Raw genomic sequence first — 19015 nt, 5'->3', positions numbered from 1 at the left:
ATAAAAAATTGATACGCTCATTCATCGGTTCTCACATAAAGCGGTTTCATTTTAAAGAATACTAACCAGTCGGTATGTTATAGAACCTATATTTTACCGTTCAAGGCCATTCAAAATCATCTTGACGTAAATACTGGCAACCTCTTCATCAGAAACAGGTCCGTCTGGATCAAACCAAAAATAGCTCCAATTACAAACGCCTAAAATCGCAAACGCCACAATGTCAGGACGAAGATCATCGCGCAGCTCTTTTTTCTCAATGCCAATCTCAATCACTTTTTGAAGATACAAACGAAATTGATCTCGTTTGTCGACTACCTCAGCAACCTGATCAGGGTCAAGATTACGTCGATCTCGCAAAAACACCCGTGCCTCAGCGCCACGTTTTTTTATACTGGTGATTAACATATTCACGATCTCATAAATTTTTGTTTCAGAATTTTTACTCGTATCCGCGAAAATGTCTTTCTCTCGTGTTAAAATATCATCAATAAACAACAAGTGGATATCAGCCAAAAGTTGTTTCTTTGATGAGAAATAGTAATAAAAAGTGCCCTTCGTCACCCCAAGCGCATCAACGATGTCTTGAATGGATGTCTCTGTGAAGCCTTTTTCACCGAATAATTGAATACTTTGTCGGGTGATTTGTTCTTTCATTGTGTGACCTTCTTCCGATGGAGGATACTAACCAGTAGGTATGAATATAATCTAAGTTTATTACACCTATTCAGAAAATTCAAGAACACTGTTAAAAAAAATCAAAATTAACCATCCAGAAATCAGTTATATCAACAATGGAAGGAGAATTTCATGTCTGTAGAAAAGATCGGCCCAATTGAAATCATTATGGGAGAAACCAAAAGTAAAGTCCCGTTCTCAACATCTTTGTTACTGGGCGGAGAAAACGAATCCGTTCTTATCGATTGCGGCGGGGGACGTGATGCTTTTGCCTATCTCACGCAAAAAGATATCAGCACCATCTATTTAACGCACTATCATCTCGACCATATCTGGGGAGCCCATCTCTTCCCCAATGCCAATGTCAGCATTAATCCCTATGACTTAAAAAAAATATGCAATCCTTACGAATTAGCGAAAGCAAGCGGCCAATACGCATTGTATGGGAAAGAAAAAGCTCAGCGCCAGGTTGAGCATCAATGCCATCAATCGAGAAATGACGAACTCAAGCCAAGATGGGGTCCCGTCATCAATATTGCCGATGACTGCTATGCATACGATCAACCCATAGAAGTAGCCGGAACGACCATGACCATGCTACATACCCCTGGACATACGGAAGGGTTTTGTTGTCCTTATTTTCCCGAATATGGCGTCCTGTTTGTCGGCGATTATGATTTGACTTCATTTGGCCCTTGGTACAATGATGCTGATTCAGATATCAATGATTTTATAGCATCAGCTAAACGAACACTGGAAACAGATGCCGAATATTTCGTGACTGCGCATCACAAAGGTTCATTTTCAAGACAAGCGTACCAAGAGCGATTACAACAATATATTGATAAAATCTATGAACGCGAAGAAAAGACAAAACAAGCGGTTCAGCGCGGTGTGCAGCCAAAGGATATTGTTTATGAGGAAATTTTTTATTTTCGTAAAAACCATCGGCAAAACAGGCATTATTTGGGTTCAGAAATTCTTGGCATTGCAAAGCATATCGAACGGTTAATTGCGCAAGGATATGACTTTGTCGACTATTTCGAACAATTCCGTTCCCATTTTCACTTGGACATAGATTTTCTGGATTACAGAAGCCAGCCTGACTGTAAGATGCTTTAAATTAAGCAAAAAAGTATATAAGTCACAGAATCATCCGAACTTGTTTATGAATCCGTTCGGATGATTCATTTAAAATGATAGTTCCTGTCATCGCTTCGTCAAAATCCTCGCTTGCCGCGGGCACGGCCTCAGCTAACTTGGTCAAGAAAGCCCCTTGACCAAGTGGATCTTCGGCTCGTGCTCCTGCATCTTCAAGCCTTTTCAGAGAAGCAAAATGCTTCGTCGCAGTCCAAAGAGGCTTATTCTAAGGCGTTCGTGCTCCTGCATCTTCAAGCGACGCTTAGAACGTGCTTTCATATCTTATTGTTCGGCTTCCTGAGTATCCTAATTTAGATGTGTCCCTTTTACTATTCATCAAAAGCCGAGCGTAAGGCTTGAGCTGCGTCTTGCAGGGCCTGTTTCCCTTTATCTAACTGCTCAGCCATGCTGATGAATCCATGAATCATGCCATCGTATCTTTTTGCTATTACAGGGACACCTGCTTCTTTTAATCGACGCGCATAAGCTTCGCCTTCGTCACGTAATGGGTCATATTCGGCAGTAACGACCATGGCTGGCGGTAAACCCGATAGATCTTCAATAAGATATGGGGAGACTAATGGATCTTCGGCATCTTCGACCGTTCTGAGATAATGATTGCGAAAGTAAGTCATACTCTCAGTTGTTAAAAAGTAGCCCTCGCCATTTTCACGGTGTGAGGCGGTATCAGCCGAGATATGTGTCGATGGATATAGAAGCAGTTGATAAGCTAATTGTGGTCCTCCCCGCTGTTTAGTTAAATAAGAGACAACAGTTGATAGATTTCCCCCAGCACTATCCCCGCCCACGGCAATGTGTGATGAATCAATGTTCAGCTCAGAAGGATGTTCAGAAACCCATCGCAAAGCCGTATAGCAATCATCAACGGCAGCAGGGAATTTATGTTCAGGTGCAAGACGATAATCCACGGACACAACCACAGTGTTTGCCAAATTGGTCAAAGAACGGCACATATTATCATGACTGTCCAAATCACCGATCACCCATCCGCCACCATGATAAAAAACAAGCACTGGAAAAGGGCCAGTTCCTTCTGGCGTATAAATCCTAATCGGAAGATCCCCGCCCGGTCCTGGTATCACTCGGTTGCTAAGGTAACCCACTGGTTCAAGTTCCTCAGTGGAAGAGTCATTTAATGATTGGAAGCCTGCCCGAGCTTGTTCAGGTGATAAGCTTTCCATCGGCGGCACATCGGAAGCTTCCATTTGTTCAAGTAAAGCTTTGACTTGTGGATCGAGCACCATATTTATGCCTCCTTAAGGTGTTTTTAGAATTGACCAGATAGTATGCTGATTCTATTTTATGCCTAACTTGGAATAAATTCAATCAAGGCATCCCTAGGACTATGCTTTGACCTGACCCGTTCCCCGAATCATATATTTCGTTGACGTTAATGCAGGTAACCCCATAGGTCCACGAGCATGCAGTTTTTGTGTACTAATACCGATCTCAGCACCGAATCCGAATTCGAAGCCATCGGTAAATCGCGTCGAGGCATTATGATAAAGGGCGGCAGCATCTACTGAATTGAAAAAAGCTTGCACATGGTCTGCCGACTCAGAAATAATCGCTTCTGAATGCTTGGAACCGTAATGATTGATATGGTTAATCGCCTCATCAACGTTTGATACGATTTTAATAGCTAAAATTTTATCTAAGTATTCCGTTTCCCAGTCTGTATCATTTGCCGTGAATAGATTGTCTGTGATGGCTCGTGCCTTGTTATCAGCACGAAGTTCGACATCCTGACTTTGCAGACATTGAATGAGCTCAGGTAGGTGTTCCCTCGCCCAGTCTGCCTGAACAACAAGGCTCTCAATGGTGTTGCAAACGGAAGGTCGCTGTGTTTTAGCATTCACAGCAATATCAATCGCCATCTGTACGTCAGCTGTATCATCAATAAATAAATGACAATTGCCTGCGCCTGTCTCAAGCACAGGAACAGTGGATTGCTCGACCACAGTTTGAATGAGCTTTTGACCCCCGCGCGGGATCAGAACATCAAGGTATTCATTAAGCGTAAACATATGGGAAGCCGTTTCCCGACTCGTATCTTCCAGAAGTTGGACAGCAGCCACAGGAAAATCACAGGCCTTGAGAGCATGGTGAATAACAGCAACAATAGCCATGTTAGAGTTTAAGGCAGACGAACTGCCACGTAAAAGAACGGCATTGCCCGTTTTTAAACACAAACTGGCAGCATCAACGGTCACGTTTGGTCTAGCTTCATAGATCATGCCAATGACTCCTAAAGGAACCCTAACCTTTTCAATATTCATGCCATTTGGGCGATCCCACGATTCCAAAACGTCGCCAATGGGATCAGGTAAGTTTGCTAGGTGTTTAAGCGCTTCTGCCATATCATATATTCTTTCCTCACTAAGTATGAGGCGGTCAATTAAAGTCTTAGATAAGCCGTTCTGCTTGGCTTGGATAACATCTTTCTCATTTTCTTGTATAATAAAAGCTGTCTCGTTAGTGAGTTGCTCAGCCATTAAGTGCAGGGCTTGATTTTTCTGATCCGTGTTTTTCATGTTCAATTCAAGGGTGGCTTCTTTCGCCTGTTTTGCTTTAGTGAGCAATTCGTTCATGTGAAAACCTCCTCTAGAGTGATAACTAACCGGTCGCGATGGATGGTTTCAGGACGTTGCCTTTGTGTTTTTAACATGGCCTCCCATCCAGCGCGTCCTTTTACCGTCTCTAACTCCTCAGATGAGATATTGACTTGACCTTTTGCGATGACCTTATGATGTTTATTAATAATCTCAACGACGTCACCTTCCGCAAATGAGCCATTGACCGTTGTTACTCCAGCTGGAAGCAAACTTTTTCCACCTGAAACAATCGCTTGTTCCGCGCCTTCATCAATTTCAATTTTGCCTGAAATAGATGAGTGAAAAGCAATCCATTGCTTCGGTTTTCGCACATTATGATGGCTATCACCAATATATGTGCCATCACCATGACCATCCAAAATCCGGATAAGTTTGTCGGATCCTGATTCCCTACCTACAAAGACGTTAACACCAAGTGATACAGCAGTCTGCGCCGCTATTAACTTTGACTTCATCCCGCCTGTGCCGAATTTAGATCCCGTTTCACCCGTTTGCTGCAAAAGTTCATTGGAAATATTGGGTAAGAAGTCATAACGTTTGGCTGATGGATGAGTATAAGGATTATCTTCATACAGACCGTTAATATCAGTCAACATGATTAAAAAGTCAGCATGGACAAGACCGCTGACCAAAGCTGAAAGCCGATCATTATCCCCGAATGTTAATTCATCAACAGCAACGGAGTCATTTTCATTAATCACCGGCAAGACGGAACGCTTCAGTAGCTCAGTTAGGGTGCCGTAGACATTACTGTACTGATCTTGGTCGACAAAAACGTTTCTTGTTAATAGCAATTGCGATGTCACGATGCCATGTGCTTTGAGCGCTTCGGTATAAGCTTGGATGAGCAACCCTTGGCCAACCGCTGCAGCCGCTTGTTTCCCTGCTGTTGTAATGGGCCGAGATACATAACCTAGATTACTGAAACCAGCTGATACAGCTCCTGAAGAAATCACGATCACGTCATGACCCTGTTCCTTTAAATGCACCAACGCACGGGTATGTTCCTGTAATTTTTCTCGACTAAGGCCGCCGTTCGCATTGGTTAATGAACTGCTGCCGATTTTGACGACAATTCTTTTTTTCCCCATAGACTCACGCCTTCCTCTAAACTAAAAAAACTCTTCCCGCCTTTGCCAGATTTAGCAAAGGACGGAAAGAGTATCTGCTCCGCGGTACCACCTTTTTTGACATTTAATGTGATAAAGCATCAATGTCCTCTCTTCCCTTTAACGCTGGAAAACGGTCAGGTTATTCGCCCGACAGCTTAGAAGGGTAGGTTCAATTATTTGAAAAACGATGGCACCTTTCAGCCGATGAATGCCACTCTCTTTCGTCTCAATCATAATTTACTAGCCCTTTTCGAGTGCCGAATATTGATAATTTAAAATTTATTATGTTGCACATGACCTTGAATGTCAAGGTTTTATCATTATAATATTGATTTTTTAAATATTGTCATTGCAGGCCTCATCTTTAACGCTTTTGATTTTTAGGTAAAACAATATTAAAACGTGTCCCTTCATCCAACTTACTTTGAACGTTAATCGTACCCCAATGTTTGTCAACAATCCATTCAGCAATCGACAACCCTAACCCTGTGCCCGCTTCAGCCGTTCTCGACTGATCGGTTTGGTAAAAACGTTCAAAAATTTTAGAGATATCACGATCGGGTATCCCCACCCCATTATCATTAATTTGTATAGATATAGAATGATGGCTTTCAGATAAAGAAAGTCTAATGTCACCATTCTCCCCAGTAAACTTCAAAGCATTGTCGATAAAAATCACCATCATCTGATGCATGCGTTCGGGATCGCCATTAAAAGTCACCGGCCCTGAAGTATCTAGTGTTAATGTTTTGTTCTGATAAGACGCAATCTCCTGATAATGATCAACAAGATCTTTAAGCAGTTCATCTAGTGAGAAAAGCTTTTTGTCCATTTCAAGTTGATCAGAATCTGATCGTGCCAAAGTTAATAATTCTGAGACCAGCCTAGTCAGTCGTCGACTTTCATTAAGTGCGACAGAAATATCCTTAGCTTTGTCTTGAATCGAGGATGATGGGCTTTGAAAGAGCAGCCCGAGCTTGGATTGTATGACGGATAAAGGCGTTCGGAGTTCATGAGATGCATCAGAAACAAATTGCTGTTGTTTTTGCCATGCTTGATTAATGGGAACCAGTGCTTTCTTCGACAAGAAAAGTCCAGCTATAACAGCCAATATAATGCCAATGCCACATCCGACGATCATAATAATAACTAATTGATTAAGCATGTCTTTTTCGGACGTGACGTCACGAAGGACTTGAACATTTAAATCACCCATCGATCCTTGGACAGGAATCGTCAGCGATTTAAAGTAATAGTTTTTAACTTGGATCACTTGTAGTTCATTGTGCTGTTTTTGTACAAATTGAGATTGATCTGTATGAAATAATGTATTTTGAGGCACCGGATTGACAAGGTTATGATTGTCATCCCAGATCAGTACTGTCATCCTCGGGTTACGGGCCAATTGGGAGATTTGCGGCAAGCGATCGACTGTTTGAATGCGATGAACCATTTGATCGATCGAGCGATCAATGTTTTTATATAGGTAAGTCTTCGAATAGAAATAAACCACGCTTCCTAAGATACTGATGAGTAAGATAAAAACACAGGCATTCCAGATGGTTAATCGTACTCTTGTTTGTCGAAACATAGGATTCCCCTTACTGATCATTTAACATATACCCAATGCCCCGGATTGTTTGTATATCCTTATCATAGCCGAAAGGTTCAAGTTTCTTTCTTAAGTGATGAATAAACACTTCGACAATACCAATAGTTGTATCGGAATCAAATCCCCAGATTCGATCAAAAAGCTGTTCCTTAGTTAGGATTGTTCCGGCATTATGAATGAGGTATTCAAGCAACTCATATTGTTTAATGGTCAATTTTATCTGATGGTCATCAACTTTGAGAGACTTCTCCGCAGTATTGAGCTCGATACCTTTATATTTCAAAGTAAGATGTGTTGTTAAATAACCACTGCGTCGTAGTAACGATCGAATTCTCGCCTTCAACTCATCAATTTCAAACGGTTTGACTAAGTAATCATCTCCTCCGAAATCAAGACCATTGACGCGATCATTTAATGAATCTTTAGCCGTTAAAAACAAGACAGGGGTGGTCACGCTTTTTTGACGCATGTCTTTCACGATCTCGAACCCGCTCATCTCAGGCAACATCACGTCTAAAACAATCGCATCGTATATATCTTGCATTGATAAAAAAAGGCCATCTTCCCCGTTATCTGCTGTATCAACTTGATATTCAGGTGATAAAATTTGTACCAATGAGTTTAATAAATCACGATGATCTTCCACAATAAGTAATCGCATAAAATGATCTCCCTATAATACTATCATTATTAGGCGATCGTCCACTGACGACCGCCTAAGGAAAACAATTTTTTATTCATAACGAAGGGCTTGTATCGGATGCAATTTTGCGGCTTTAATCGCTGGAAATACACCAAATACAATTCCGACAATGAGTGAGAAAAGAAAGGCTATACTAGGAATACTGACTGAATAGACCGCCGTCATATCCATGGTGATGGATAAAAGCTTGGTGACAGCTAAACCAACTCCAACACCGATCATCCCTCCTAAGCAACTAAGCACAACAGCCTCTATCAAAAATAATTGCAATATATCCCGTCGTTTGGCACCAATCGCTTTATGAATGCCAATTTCTTTAGTGCGCTCTGACACAGAAACAAGCATAATATTCATAATACCAATACCCGCGACGAGAAGGGAAATTCCGGCAATACCACCGAGTAATGTCGCCATTGATTGCGATACGGAGTTCATCGCATCCATGGTATCCTCCTGACTAAAAACACTATAGCTGTCGTCTTTATCCGGATATTGAGTTGCCATCGACATCTTAACGTTCATCATGGTTTGATCAACAATATCCTGAGATTGAACATTAAGTTGAACCGTCGGGATATCAGTGGTATTGACAATGGTTTGGGCCGTTGTTAGTGGGACAATGACAACATCATCACCACTTTGACCCATGGAACCGCCGATTGACTTTAACACACCTACTATTCTATATGAAGTGCCATTAATTTTCACTTGTTTGCCAATAGGATCCTGGCCGCCAAATAGGGTTTGCGCTGTGTTCGCACCTAGAACAGCGGTTTTTAATCGATATTCATTGCTAATGTCAGATAAAAATCGTCCTTGGCTCATTTCTGTGTGCTGTACGTTTGGATACGCACTTGTCGTCCCCGTCAGTGATATCTGGGTTGATGTCTCACCATGAGCAACCGTAACCCTTCCTGATACAACAGGAGCAACGCTTTCAACCCCGTCTAGACTTCCCAGCTTGTCCACATCGTCTCTTGTGAACTTAATCTCATCCGAGTCAGTAATATTAACGGTTAACCGATTCGTGCCAAGATTATTAATGCTGCTTTTAACGTCTTGACTGGAACCTTGTCCTAAGGCAACTAACGCAATGACCGATGACACACCAATAATCATGCCTAACATGGTTAAAAATCCACGAAATTTATTTCCCTTTATATGACGTAATGCCATCTTTATAGATTGCCAAAATGTCAATCGACTCACCTCCTCTCATGATATAATTGGCCATCTTTGATTTGGATCCTCTTACTAGCTGCTTTCGCGACATCCATGTCATGACTGATTAAAATAATGGTGTGGCCATCTTGATGTAACTGCTTCATCGTATCTAAAACCTCATGGCTTGTTTCACTGTCGAGAGCGCCCGTCGGTTCATCAGCCAATAGTATCGGCGGCTGACCGACCAAGGCCCTGGCAATGGCCACTCTTTGTTGCTGCCCACCCGACAGTTGATTAGGCAAGTGGTTGGCTCGTTCTGACAGACCCACTTGTTCCAGGCATGAGAAGGCAAGCTCCCGACGTTCTTTAGTGCTGATTGCGCGATAACTCAAAGGTAAGGCCACATTTTCCAGCGCTGTAAATTTTCCGAGTAGATTAAAATTTTGAAAGATAAAACCAATTTTTTTATTTCTGATGTCAGCTAATTGATTATCATTCATCTGAGCGACTTCCTCGTCGTCAAGTAGATAACGACCAGAATCTGGACGGTCAAGGCAACCAATCATATTCATAAACGTTGATTTTCCTGATCCAGAAGGACCGATCACAGATAGAAACGCTCCTTGATAGACTTTCAGGGATACATCGTTGAGCGCTAGAACATGGTCGTCACCTAACTGATATGATTTCATCATACGATCTAATTGAATAATAGGCTTTGTCATTAGTCATCATCTCCCTCTTGATGCCCCTCCAGAGGGACCTCCTCCAGAACCTCCGGGTCTCATACCTTCAAATCCGCCCCTGTTGTTACCAACTCCACCCATGCGACCTTGCATTTGTTGGCGAGCGTTACTATCTTGTGAATCATTTGCAACGGGTGGCAGTTGGATGAGGTCCTCTTGTTCTAGACCTTTTGTAATCTCAACATATTCATCATTGGCAATACCTGTTGTCACCGTTTGCTGTTTCGTCTGGTTCGCTTGATTATTCTGTCCTTTTTTGGTAACTAAGAGAACATACTTCTTATCACTTTGTTCATGGATAGCGGAAACCGGCACATATAAAGCATTTTTTTTACTCTTGGTTGTGATACTAGCTTCTGTCGTCATACCGACTTTAAGATCACCGGCTTTTTTAATATGAATCGTGACATCAAATGTTGACACACCGTTAGATACATTTCCTTCTTTAGCCACACGGGTGACTTTACCTGTAAATGACTGATCCGGGAACGCACTCACTTTAATTGTGGCGTTTTGTCCTGTTTTGACTTTCGAAATGTTCATTTCATCAACTTGAATGGTCGTTTGCAAGTCATTGTAGTTAGTTATGTGAGCAATGGCTTTCCCAGCTGTCACACGATCTCCTTCTTCCAATGAGAACTTTGTAAGTGTCCCTCCTATGGGGGCCTCTAGTTCCGTCCCATCTGAAAAAGTCAATAACGTATCCCCTTGATCGACTTGATCATTTTTGGAAACATCAACATCATAAACCTCTTTATTTTCATCTGTGCTGACATCTTGACTCGCTGCGGATGATATAGATCCTGATCCACTAATGTTAACTTCTAACTTTCCTTTTTGAACAGAAACGGTTGGGGTCTTGGCCATGGTTTTTTGCGGTTCATCTTTCAGAAAAAACCATGCTCCCGTGCCAATAACTAAAGCCAATATCACACCAATCACTGACCATTTTTTCATATGTATTCACTCCTCTCTCTTGTTTTAATTGTTATTTCTTTGGCCTTGACCGTTAAAATTGGACGGCATGTTTTGCCCGAAATTTCGGCTCATGTCCGGCCTTTGCTGGTTCTTGTACACCAAATAACCTACACCAACCATTGAACATATGCTGAACAATAATGTTAAACAGAGGATAATGGATAGCCACTTTTGTTTTATTTCCACGATGATCACTCCTTTGCTTCCTGGGATAAATTTATTATGAAATAGAATTCTTAACTTTTACTTAAAAAAAGATAAAAAAATAGCACCTCATATGATGAACGCATCAATGAGGTGCTGCTGGGGTTATTGTTTCTTATCGTCTTTTCGGTGATGGTGTTTATCCCATTTTGGAATAAACCCATTCTCTTTCATGTGATTAAAGTGGCTATCCATATGTGTGATAATTTTTTCGCCCTTTTCCTTAGAGACAATACCGAATTCAATATACTTTTGGATCAGTTGTTTATTCGTTTGGAGCATGTCTTTATGAAGTTTTTCCAATTCTCCTTTTTGTTGCTCTGACAGTTCTACATCTTTAAAATCGATGGGTTTGTGATGTTCCTCGGCCTGAACTGGAGAGGTACCAAATAGGGTGAATCCAAGAACTAGGGCAATCATTCCTTGTGACAATAACTTTTTCAACTTAGGTTCCTCCTTTTCTAAGTATTATTGTTATTATTTGTATTACTGATGATTTTAACCATAAAATTGATTATTATTTATGATCAATCATTGTCCAAAAGTATTGTCTATTGTACTGTCTTATTCCATAATGAATTTATTGACAAAAGGGAGAAGAGAACCATGAACAAACGATTGATAATAACATTGATTATTGTGTTGTTAGCCATTATTATGGTCGTCGTATTTAGCTGGGGACATGACGGGAAACGTAACCAATCTAACAAAGTCGATTTGTATGTTCTCGCGGCGGCCAGTCTAACGGATGCCATGCAGGATATTGAACAGACCTATGAGGCCACCCATCCTCATATCAACTTGTTGATCAGTTATGCCGCTTCGGGCAAATTACAGCAGCAGATTAGTGAAGGAGCCCGTGCTGATGCTTATTTATCCGCGTCTGTAAAATATATGGACCGGCTTGAAGATCAAGACCGTTTGATCAATAGAGCTCCCATACTGAAAAACCGGATGATTTTAATCGCGAATCAAGACACACCAAAAGTAAAAAATCTTCACGATTTAGCATCGTCCAATGTTGGGAATATCACTATCGGTTACCCGGATACCGTTCCGGCTGGTAAATATGCAAAGCAGATTTTAACAGATCGTCATCTATGGGAATCCTTAAAGTCAAAGATGGTATTTGGAAATGATGTTCGCCAAGTACTAGCGTATGTTGAAACAGGCAATGCCGAAGCCGGTCTCGTCTATCAAACAGACCTGCAAGCGGCAGGTCAAACGGTTAAAAAAGTGGCTGTTATCAATGAAGCGTTCCATCAACCGATCATCTATCCGGCTGGCATGATTAAAGGGACAGAGCATTTACAACAAACGAAAACTTTTTTCCATTGGCTACAGACGGCTGATGCCATGAAAATTTTTAAATCATATCAGTTTACACCGTATTCACAGGAGAGAGCCCAATGACCCTACATCAATTTTGGTCTCCAATCATGATCTCCCTTCAAGTCACCATTGTAGCCAGTATCATCGCATTTATACTCGCGATATCCGCTGCGTGGCTTATGAAAAAGCGATCATTTAAAGGGAGAAGTCTCATTGAAACGATGTTTCTATTGCCGCTCGTTCTTCCTCCTTCCGTTGTGGGATTTGGTCTGCTCGTATTGCTGGGACAGAATAGTTGGTTCGGGGTATTTATCGAAACGATTTTTGAACAATCCCTCGTCTTTACTAAAGGCGCCGCTGTTGTATCAGCTTTCGTGGTGGCTTTTCCACTCATTTATATGACATTAAAATCAGGATTCGAACAAATTGATCATGAGTTTGAAGATGCGGCTCGATCCATGGGAGCAGGTGAGATGCAAGTCTTTTGGTACGTCACACTACCCATGGCGTGGCGGTCACTCATCACGGGCTATGTTCTTGGATTTGCACGAAGCATTGGGGAATTTGGAGCAACGTTAATGTTTGCCGGGAATATTCCAGGGAAAACCCAAACACTCCCCACAGCAATTTACCTAGCTGTTGAAGCCGGAAACAGGACACAAGCTTATTACTGGGTCATAACTATTGTTATTTTTTCGTTCTTTCTCTTAATGTTGACTTATATCGTTAAATCCTGAGGAATACTGGTAACTGGGACCACGGTCTTACAACAAATAGGGCTGTATTGCGAAGGCAAAGCTCATCATATGAATTAAAATGATAATACTGACAATCCTTTGAGGGGTGACATTTGATGACCTATGAAGACTATGCTCGTCTCCAATGCGTCAACTGGCAAAAAAAAATGCTTAAACCGTCTTGGGGACTGGGTCATGCAGCGAAGTCGATCCAAAATAAAATGAATGAAAAAATCCCGCAAAAAGTTCACGATATAGCCACGGAAAGCATTAAAAATATGGTCAAAACTGTCCTGTTTGGATCGGAAATAACCACCCGTCGGCAACCACTTAATGGCTTATCCTTACAAGCACGCGAAACGCGCGTACGGGAAAAATTAAAAATCTACAAACGGACAGCATCGGTTGAAGGTGCTGGGACAGGGGCCGGTGGATTTTGGCTGGCTCTAGCTGACTTTCCCATGTTGCTCAGCATTAAAATGAAATTTCTTTACGATGTAGCAGCTATCTATGGTTATAATGTACGTGACTACAGCGAGCGATTGTATCTCCTGCACATCTTTCAAGTCGCTTTCTCCAGTGAAGAAAAGCGGATTGAATCTGTTTGGCAATTAAAACACTGGCAGACAACATTACAGGCCTACCCTTCCCTTGACAATCTTGACTGGCAGGCATTTCAACAAGAATATCGCGATTACATGGACTTGGCTAAATTGATGCAACTCATCCCCGGATTTGGTGCCATCGTCGGTGCCGTTGTTAACTACCGATTTCTTGACCGATTAGGAACGACAGCCATGAATGCTTACAGACTACGTATACTCGATTGTTAAATAACGTCCAGCTATCTGGGCGCTTTTATGTTTCATTAGAAATATTTTGTGCAAGTGAAGCAATACTATAGATGTGCCATTTTTAATACTGAAACGGGGTGAGAACGATCGATCATGAACACGATATGAACAATAGCATGGATAAAAAATTCATACCTATGACATCGGTAACAAGTGGGATTGGACAAGCGGTATTGCCTGATGTCTATGTACTGCCCATTCAGATCGTTAATGTCTGTTTCGTTGGAGATCCACAGAAGGAGCAAGATTGGGTTTTAGTTGATGCAGGAATGCCGGAATCAGCTGATGATATCATTGCTGAAGTCAAAAAACGCTTTGGTCAGGATCGTGCACCAAAGGCCATCATTCTAACACACGGACATTTCGATCATGTCGGAGCTGTCATTGATCTTGTCAGACACTGGCATGTTCCCGTATACGCTCATGCAAAGGAAATACCCTATTTGACCGGTGAATCCCGTTACCCGCAGCCCGATGCATCGGTTGAAGGCGGCATGATAGCTAAAATGTCAGCATTGTTTCCAAACGAACCTGTCGATTTAGGTCATCATGTCAAAACCCTTCCCAAGAACGGAAATATTCCGGGAATGGCAGGTTGGCGCTGGATCCATACACCGGGTCATTCACCCGGGCACGTTTCCTTGTTCAGAGAAGAAGACCGCACCCTCATTGCTGGTGATGCGTTTATCACTGTGAGACAGGACGCACTCTTAAAAGTCTTTACACAAAAACAAGAAATCAGCGGTCCGCCTAGATACCTCACAACCGACTGGCAAGCGGCGTGGGATTCCGTCAACCAACTGGAAGCTTTAAAACCGGAACTAGCTGTCACTGGTCACGGATTACCAATGTCCGGGACGGAGCTGTCCATAAATCTGCACAAGTTAAGTGAGTCATTTGAAAGTCTGGCCATTCCTGACCATGGACGTTACGTTAATCAATATAAGCATTAATAACTAATGGTCCTGTTCATACAGGGCCATTAGTTTTCATTCAGCGCCTGATGCATCGTCACGATCTCCTGAGCCAAAATGGAGATTCGCTCCAAAATGGTCGGGTCAATCAACTGATTGTCATTATCAAAGCAATTTTTTAAAACATAGGTATAGCCTGGAGCAATATAAGACCTAAAATAGCTCAGTATCGGCCGCAATTGATTTTCCACAGCCAAATAGTGATGAGGGCTGCCCCCATTAGCAATAATGCCCACGACTTTATGACGCAAAGCTGCCATGGGTAATACATCAAACAGATTTTTCAAGGCACCGGTTATGGATCCTTGGTATACCGGACTGCCGATCACAAAAGCATCTGCAGCGAGCACTTTATCAATCACAGTTTTGGTATCACCTTTATAAGTAAACGGATCTCTGCCATCACAAAATTGGACTTGATAATCCTTTAAATCCAATAACTCAACATCAGTACCTGTTTGTTGTTTAGTGGTATCTTGAAGCACATGTTGAACAGTGAGTGCGGTCTTCGATCCTGCCGCAGAGCCTGAAATGCCTAATAGTTTCATAGTCAAAACACCCTCCTAATGGACGGCATATATCTCTCTTCCATGATCAATGATAATCTTCATATGAGGATGGTTTGCCGCTTCATCTAACGTGAACTCATTAACATAGTAACAGTGTATGGTTAAACAATTTATAATGTCAATTCGCAAACCTCGGGATCCTATAACAATAAAAGAACCCAGCCATCTTAAAAAACGTTCAAAACGGCTGGGTTTAGGCCTTATTTCGGATCTTTTACTAAATCAGGATCGGTTGTACTGTCAACGGGATATTTAATGTTATCGACTTTTTCTCTGATAGCTCCATAAATCTCTTCTAGAGTATGCAATACACCTTCTTGATCTTTATACACAATGTGTTGCAGGCGAATTTTCACAGGTGAATCAACACCCGTAGAGGCGGCGAGACGGAACAAACCTTTGCGTAAGGTTGTGACAAAGTTAGTGACGCGGTATTTTTTTTCATTGACCACTAACGCATTCTGAAGGTTCGGATCTGTTGTCGCTACGCCAACAGGACAGGCGTTCGATTGACATTTCATCGCTTGAATACAACCCACGCTAATCATTAAGCCGCGGGCGACATTGACAAGATCTGCTCCCATCGCTAACGCAACAGCAATGCGATCAGGTGTGAACAACTTTCCTGAGGCAAAAATTTTCACGCGATCACGAACGCCAAAACGCCGTAATGTGGCATCAACAATAGGTAGAGCGGTTCTTACTGGGAGCCCAACACTATCCATTAATTCTTGATAAGAGGCGCCTGTTCCACCTTCAGCTCCATCTACGGTGATGAAGTCGGGTCCCTTTCCACTTTTCTTCATATAATCAGCCAGTTCAAACAATGAATCATAGCTGCCGATAACCACTTTAATACCAACGGGCTTACCTGAAACATCTCGGAATTTTTCAATCAGATCACACATTTCCTCTGGATTGCTAAACTGATGGAAACGGTTAGGACTATCAACCGATTGATGAGGCTCAATCCCCCGGATATCGGCGATTTCTTCCGTGACTTTTTCAGCGTCGACGTGACCCCCACGCGTTTTCGCCCCTTGAGCCAGCTTTAATTCAAACGCTTTAATTTGATCCATTTCCCCTTTTTTCTTAACCTCATCCCAACTAATATCACCCTCTTGACTACGAACGCCGAATAATCCAGGTCCTACCTGCATGATGATATCTGGATTACCTTTAGTATGATAAGGTGATAATCCACCTTCACCGGTATTCATCCATGTCCCGGTTGCCATACCTAATCCATGAGATAAAGCTGTAATGGCGTGTTGGCCTAATGCGCCGTAGCTCATGGCCGACATACCGATTTGACCCCGAACTTTAAATGGTTTCCGGGCGGTTTTTTCGCCGAGAACAATGGTGTCTCTTTTATCTAACAAATAGGCAAGATCCTCATGTTCTTCAAATTCTTCATCTCGTTGCGCAAACAAGGTGTCCCGCAACAATATGTAGCGCTTGGTTTTCACCTTGCTTTTTCGATCGAGGACCATTTCTTCTTTCAATTTCGGAAACATGTTATTTCGAATGAAGAAACCCTCTGCTTCAAAGTCCCGTTGAGAACCAAAGGCTTCGACATCACGACTGTATTTTGCTGTTTTAACAACATGTTCATATTCGTGTCGAGAAAAGGGTTTCCCTTCCGTATCACTATTGAACCAGTAACTGCGCATTTCCGGACCAATTTTTTCAAAAAAGTACCGTACTTTTCCTAAAACTGGGTAATTCCGGAGGATCGGATGGCGTTTCTGGTTTTTATCTTTGAAATACAAGACAATATAGGTGATTAACAATGCCAAGATGATAACGGCTGCGACAACAAAACCTATAATTGTAAAAAGATTGGAAATCCAGTTCCACATAATAAGCACCTCCTAAATTGACAGACTTAGTTTGTGACATTTTTCGTGATTTTATTGCAATGAATTTCAATTAAGTAGTAATGTAACAAAAACACCAAGACCAATGAAGAAGTTTGTCTTGACGGTGATTAAAATCCGTGATACTCTGAATCATGTTTTAATACATTAGTTAGATAAAGTGATAATGCAACAGTGAACCAAAATGAGGTGATTCGTTATGGAACGATATAAAAGACATATGACATTTGGTTTAGCAATCATTCCTTTCCTGGTCATGATTGCTGCAATGGCATTTACGATTCTTTCATTTGACGGAAGCCCGCACATTCCCATTCTTTTAGGTGCAGCGGTAGCAGCTCTTATTGCATGGGCATGCGGATATTCATGGGACGATTTGGAAAAATCTATTTATGAAGGTATAAAGAAAGTCCTTCCTGCTGTCGTTGTTTTGATGATGGTTGGTATCATCATAAGTGCATGGATCGGCGGAGGCATTGTCTCCACAATGATTTATTATGGGTTGGAAATCATCAGTCCTTCCTATTTTTTGGCCGCTATCTTTGTGATATGCACGATTGTTACATTAGTGATGGGCAGTTCTTGGTCGACGATAGGTACAGTGGGTGTCGCTGGAATGGGCATTGGCGTTAGTATGGGGGTCCCTTCTGCCATGACTGCCGGTGCAATCGTTTCCGGAGCGTTTTTTGGGGATAAGATGTCACCTCTTTCCGATACTACCATCCTTGCATCTGGCATTGCGGGATCGAAATTGTCTGAGCATATTCGCCATATGCTTTATACAACTGTCCCTGCAGCTGTCATCGCGCTCATTGTGTATACAATTATGGGCATGAAATTTGTAGGAAACTCAATAAATCTACAGGATATTAATGCCGTTATGGCAGGTCTGCAACAGCATTTCGTGATATCACCGTGGCTATTACTCATCCCGCTTGTTGTTATTCTGCTTGTTGTGAAAAAAGTTCCTGCATTACCGGCGCTAACAGTGGGGATCATTCTTGGCTTTCTTGCGAACATCATGATCCAGGGTGGCAATATTGGAAGTGCGGTCAACGCTCTACAAAGTGGCTACCAAATCAACTCCGGAAATGACACGGTCAATGAACTCTTGAACCAAGGCGGACTAAATTCAATGATGTACACCGTGTCATTAGCTATCGTGGCTATGGTTTTCGGCGGCATTATGGAAAGCACAGGCATGTTGAAAGTGATCGTTGAACAAATCTTAAAGATCGCTCGAACCGGTAGAAGTTTAGCAGCTACAACAGTCATTTCATCATTTTTGACAAATGTCATTACTGCCGAACAATATATATCCATTATTATACCCGGAAGAATGTATGCAAAAGCCTATCAAGATAAAAAATTACACCCGAAAAACCTGTCACGTGCTCTGGAAGACGGCGGGACCATTACTTCTTCTTTAGTACCTTGGAGTACAGACGCTGTCTTTGTCATGAACACATTAGGTGTTGGCGCATTGGCTTATGGCCCATATGCCGTATTAAACTATTGCGTACCGATCATATCTATTATTTTCTCCTTAATTGGATTTTCTATTGTTTACACCAAGAAAAATGGTTATTCAAACCAAAAAGCAGATGCTGGGGTCTGATTACCTGTAATATAAAGTAATAAAGAGATCTGTCATTAAGACAGATCTCTTTATTGTGAAAATGACTCCAATAAGGAG

General features: G+C 41.9%; 19 protein-coding genes. 6 read left to right on the top strand and 13 right to left on the bottom strand.

Annotated features, from left to right (window positions below):
• Window positions 1-93: 93 nt before the first annotated feature.
• On the bottom strand, window positions 94-657 hold the full coding sequence (locus tag B9Y89_RS13295) for a TetR/AcrR family transcriptional regulator (RefSeq protein ID WP_085523693.1): 564 nt from the start codon (window positions 655-657) through the stop codon (window positions 94-96).
• A gap of 153 nt (window positions 658-810) precedes the next feature.
• On the opposite strand from B9Y89_RS13295, the gene B9Y89_RS13290 reads away from it, so the two are divergent.
• Window positions 811-1800 carry an MBL fold metallo-hydrolase gene (locus B9Y89_RS13290; RefSeq protein ID WP_085523692.1) on the top strand — a complete coding sequence of 330 codons (990 nt, stop codon included), beginning with the start codon at window positions 811-813 and terminating at the stop codon, window positions 1798-1800.
• Between the two features lie 22 nt (window positions 1801-1822).
• On the opposite strand, the gene B9Y89_RS19395 is transcribed toward B9Y89_RS13290, so the two are convergent.
• The 10 genes from B9Y89_RS19395 to B9Y89_RS13245 form a co-directional block, all read right to left on the bottom strand.
• Window positions 1823-1945 (bottom strand): hypothetical protein, encoded by a 123-nt coding sequence (locus B9Y89_RS19395; protein WP_254901253.1) that lies wholly within the window; start codon window positions 1943-1945, stop codon window positions 1823-1825.
• A 202-nt stretch (window positions 1946-2147) separates the two neighbouring features.
• Window positions 2148-3083 carry an alpha/beta hydrolase gene (locus B9Y89_RS13285; RefSeq protein WP_085523691.1) on the bottom strand — a complete coding sequence of 312 codons (936 nt, stop codon included), beginning with the start codon at window positions 3081-3083 and terminating at the stop codon, window positions 2148-2150.
• Window positions 3084-3182: 99 nt separating this feature from the next.
• The gene (locus B9Y89_RS13280) at window positions 3183-4430 is read right to left on the bottom strand and encodes a glutamate-5-semialdehyde dehydrogenase (RefSeq protein WP_085523690.1); all 1248 of its coding nucleotides are present in this window, start codon (window positions 4428-4430) and stop codon (window positions 3183-3185) included.
• Complete coding sequence (proB, locus tag B9Y89_RS13275) at window positions 4427-5545, bottom strand: glutamate 5-kinase (protein WP_085523689.1); 1119 nt, start codon at window positions 5543-5545, stop codon at window positions 4427-4429. The genes B9Y89_RS13280 and proB overlap by 4 nt, the downstream gene beginning before the upstream one ends.
• 385 nt (window positions 5546-5930) lie before the next feature.
• A complete protein-coding gene (locus B9Y89_RS13270; protein WP_085523688.1) occupies window positions 5931-7157 on the bottom strand; it encodes a sensor histidine kinase in 1227 nt (408 codons plus the stop codon).
• A 10-nt stretch (window positions 7158-7167) separates the two neighbouring features.
• Window positions 7168-7839: a response regulator transcription factor gene (locus tag B9Y89_RS13265; RefSeq protein WP_085523687.1), complete on the bottom strand. Its 672-nt coding sequence runs from the start codon at window positions 7837-7839 to the stop codon at window positions 7168-7170.
• A gap of 72 nt (window positions 7840-7911) precedes the next feature.
• Window positions 7912-9090: an ABC transporter permease gene (locus B9Y89_RS13260; RefSeq protein ID WP_369596734.1), complete on the bottom strand. Its 1179-nt coding sequence runs from the start codon at window positions 9088-9090 to the stop codon at window positions 7912-7914.
• Entirely contained in the window at window positions 9087-9770 is a 684-nt protein-coding gene (locus B9Y89_RS13255) for an ABC transporter ATP-binding protein (protein ID WP_085523686.1), read from the bottom strand. The genes B9Y89_RS13260 and B9Y89_RS13255 overlap by 4 nt, the downstream gene beginning before the upstream one ends.
• 6 nt (window positions 9771-9776) lie before the next feature.
• Window positions 9777-10748 carry an efflux RND transporter periplasmic adaptor subunit gene (locus B9Y89_RS13250; RefSeq protein ID WP_085523685.1) on the bottom strand — a complete coding sequence of 324 codons (972 nt, stop codon included), beginning with the start codon at window positions 10746-10748 and terminating at the stop codon, window positions 9777-9779.
• Window positions 10749-11078: 330 nt separating this feature from the next.
• Window positions 11079-11417, bottom strand: coding sequence for a YckD family protein (locus B9Y89_RS13245; RefSeq protein WP_085523684.1), 339 nt, complete (start codon window positions 11415-11417; stop codon window positions 11079-11081).
• A 162-nt stretch (window positions 11418-11579) separates the two neighbouring features.
• On the opposite strand from B9Y89_RS13245, the gene modA reads away from it, so the two are divergent.
• The 4 genes from modA to B9Y89_RS13225 all read left to right on the top strand — a co-directional run bounded on the left by modA (window position 11580) and on the right by B9Y89_RS13225 (window position 14849).
• Entirely contained in the window at window positions 11580-12386 is an 807-nt protein-coding gene (modA, locus tag B9Y89_RS13240; protein ID WP_176222219.1) for a molybdate ABC transporter substrate-binding protein, read from the top strand.
• Complete coding sequence (gene modB / locus B9Y89_RS13235; RefSeq protein ID WP_085523682.1) at window positions 12383-13042, top strand: molybdate ABC transporter permease subunit; 660 nt, start codon at window positions 12383-12385, stop codon at window positions 13040-13042. Before modA ends, modB begins: the two co-directional genes overlap by 4 nt.
• A 116-nt stretch (window positions 13043-13158) precedes the next feature.
• Window positions 13159-13875, top strand: a complete 717-nt coding sequence (locus B9Y89_RS13230; RefSeq protein ID WP_085523681.1) for an EcsC family protein — start codon at window positions 13159-13161, stop codon at window positions 13873-13875.
• A 125-nt stretch (window positions 13876-14000) separates the two neighbouring features.
• Window positions 14001-14849, top strand: a complete 849-nt coding sequence (locus tag B9Y89_RS13225; RefSeq protein ID WP_085523680.1) for an MBL fold metallo-hydrolase — start codon at window positions 14001-14003, stop codon at window positions 14847-14849.
• Between the two features lie 29 nt (window positions 14850-14878).
• Here B9Y89_RS13225 and B9Y89_RS13220 read toward each other — a convergent pair whose 3' ends face one another.
• Both B9Y89_RS13220 and B9Y89_RS13215 read right to left on the bottom strand, forming a co-directional pair.
• A complete protein-coding gene (locus B9Y89_RS13220) occupies window positions 14879-15418 on the bottom strand; it encodes an NADPH-dependent FMN reductase (RefSeq protein ID WP_085523679.1) in 540 nt (179 codons plus the stop codon).
• A gap of 221 nt (window positions 15419-15639) precedes the next feature.
• On the bottom strand, window positions 15640-17301 hold the full coding sequence (locus B9Y89_RS13215) for an FMN-binding glutamate synthase family protein (RefSeq protein WP_085523678.1): 1662 nt from the start codon (window positions 17299-17301) through the stop codon (window positions 15640-15642).
• A 217-nt stretch (window positions 17302-17518) separates the two neighbouring features.
• Here B9Y89_RS13215 and nhaC point away from each other — a divergent pair, with 217 nt between their 5' ends.
• Complete coding sequence (nhaC, locus tag B9Y89_RS13210) at window positions 17519-18937, top strand: Na+/H+ antiporter NhaC (RefSeq protein ID WP_085523677.1); 1419 nt, start codon at window positions 17519-17521, stop codon at window positions 18935-18937.
• Window positions 18938-19015 lie beyond the last annotated feature (78 nt).

It is taken from the genome of Tuberibacillus sp. Marseille-P3662, assembly GCF_900178005.1.
Classification (GTDB): Bacteria; Bacillota; Bacilli; order Bacillales; family Sporolactobacillaceae; genus Marseille-P3662.
Note: the sequence above shows the minus strand (reverse complement) of the source record. Positions and strands in the feature narration are given on the sequence as shown.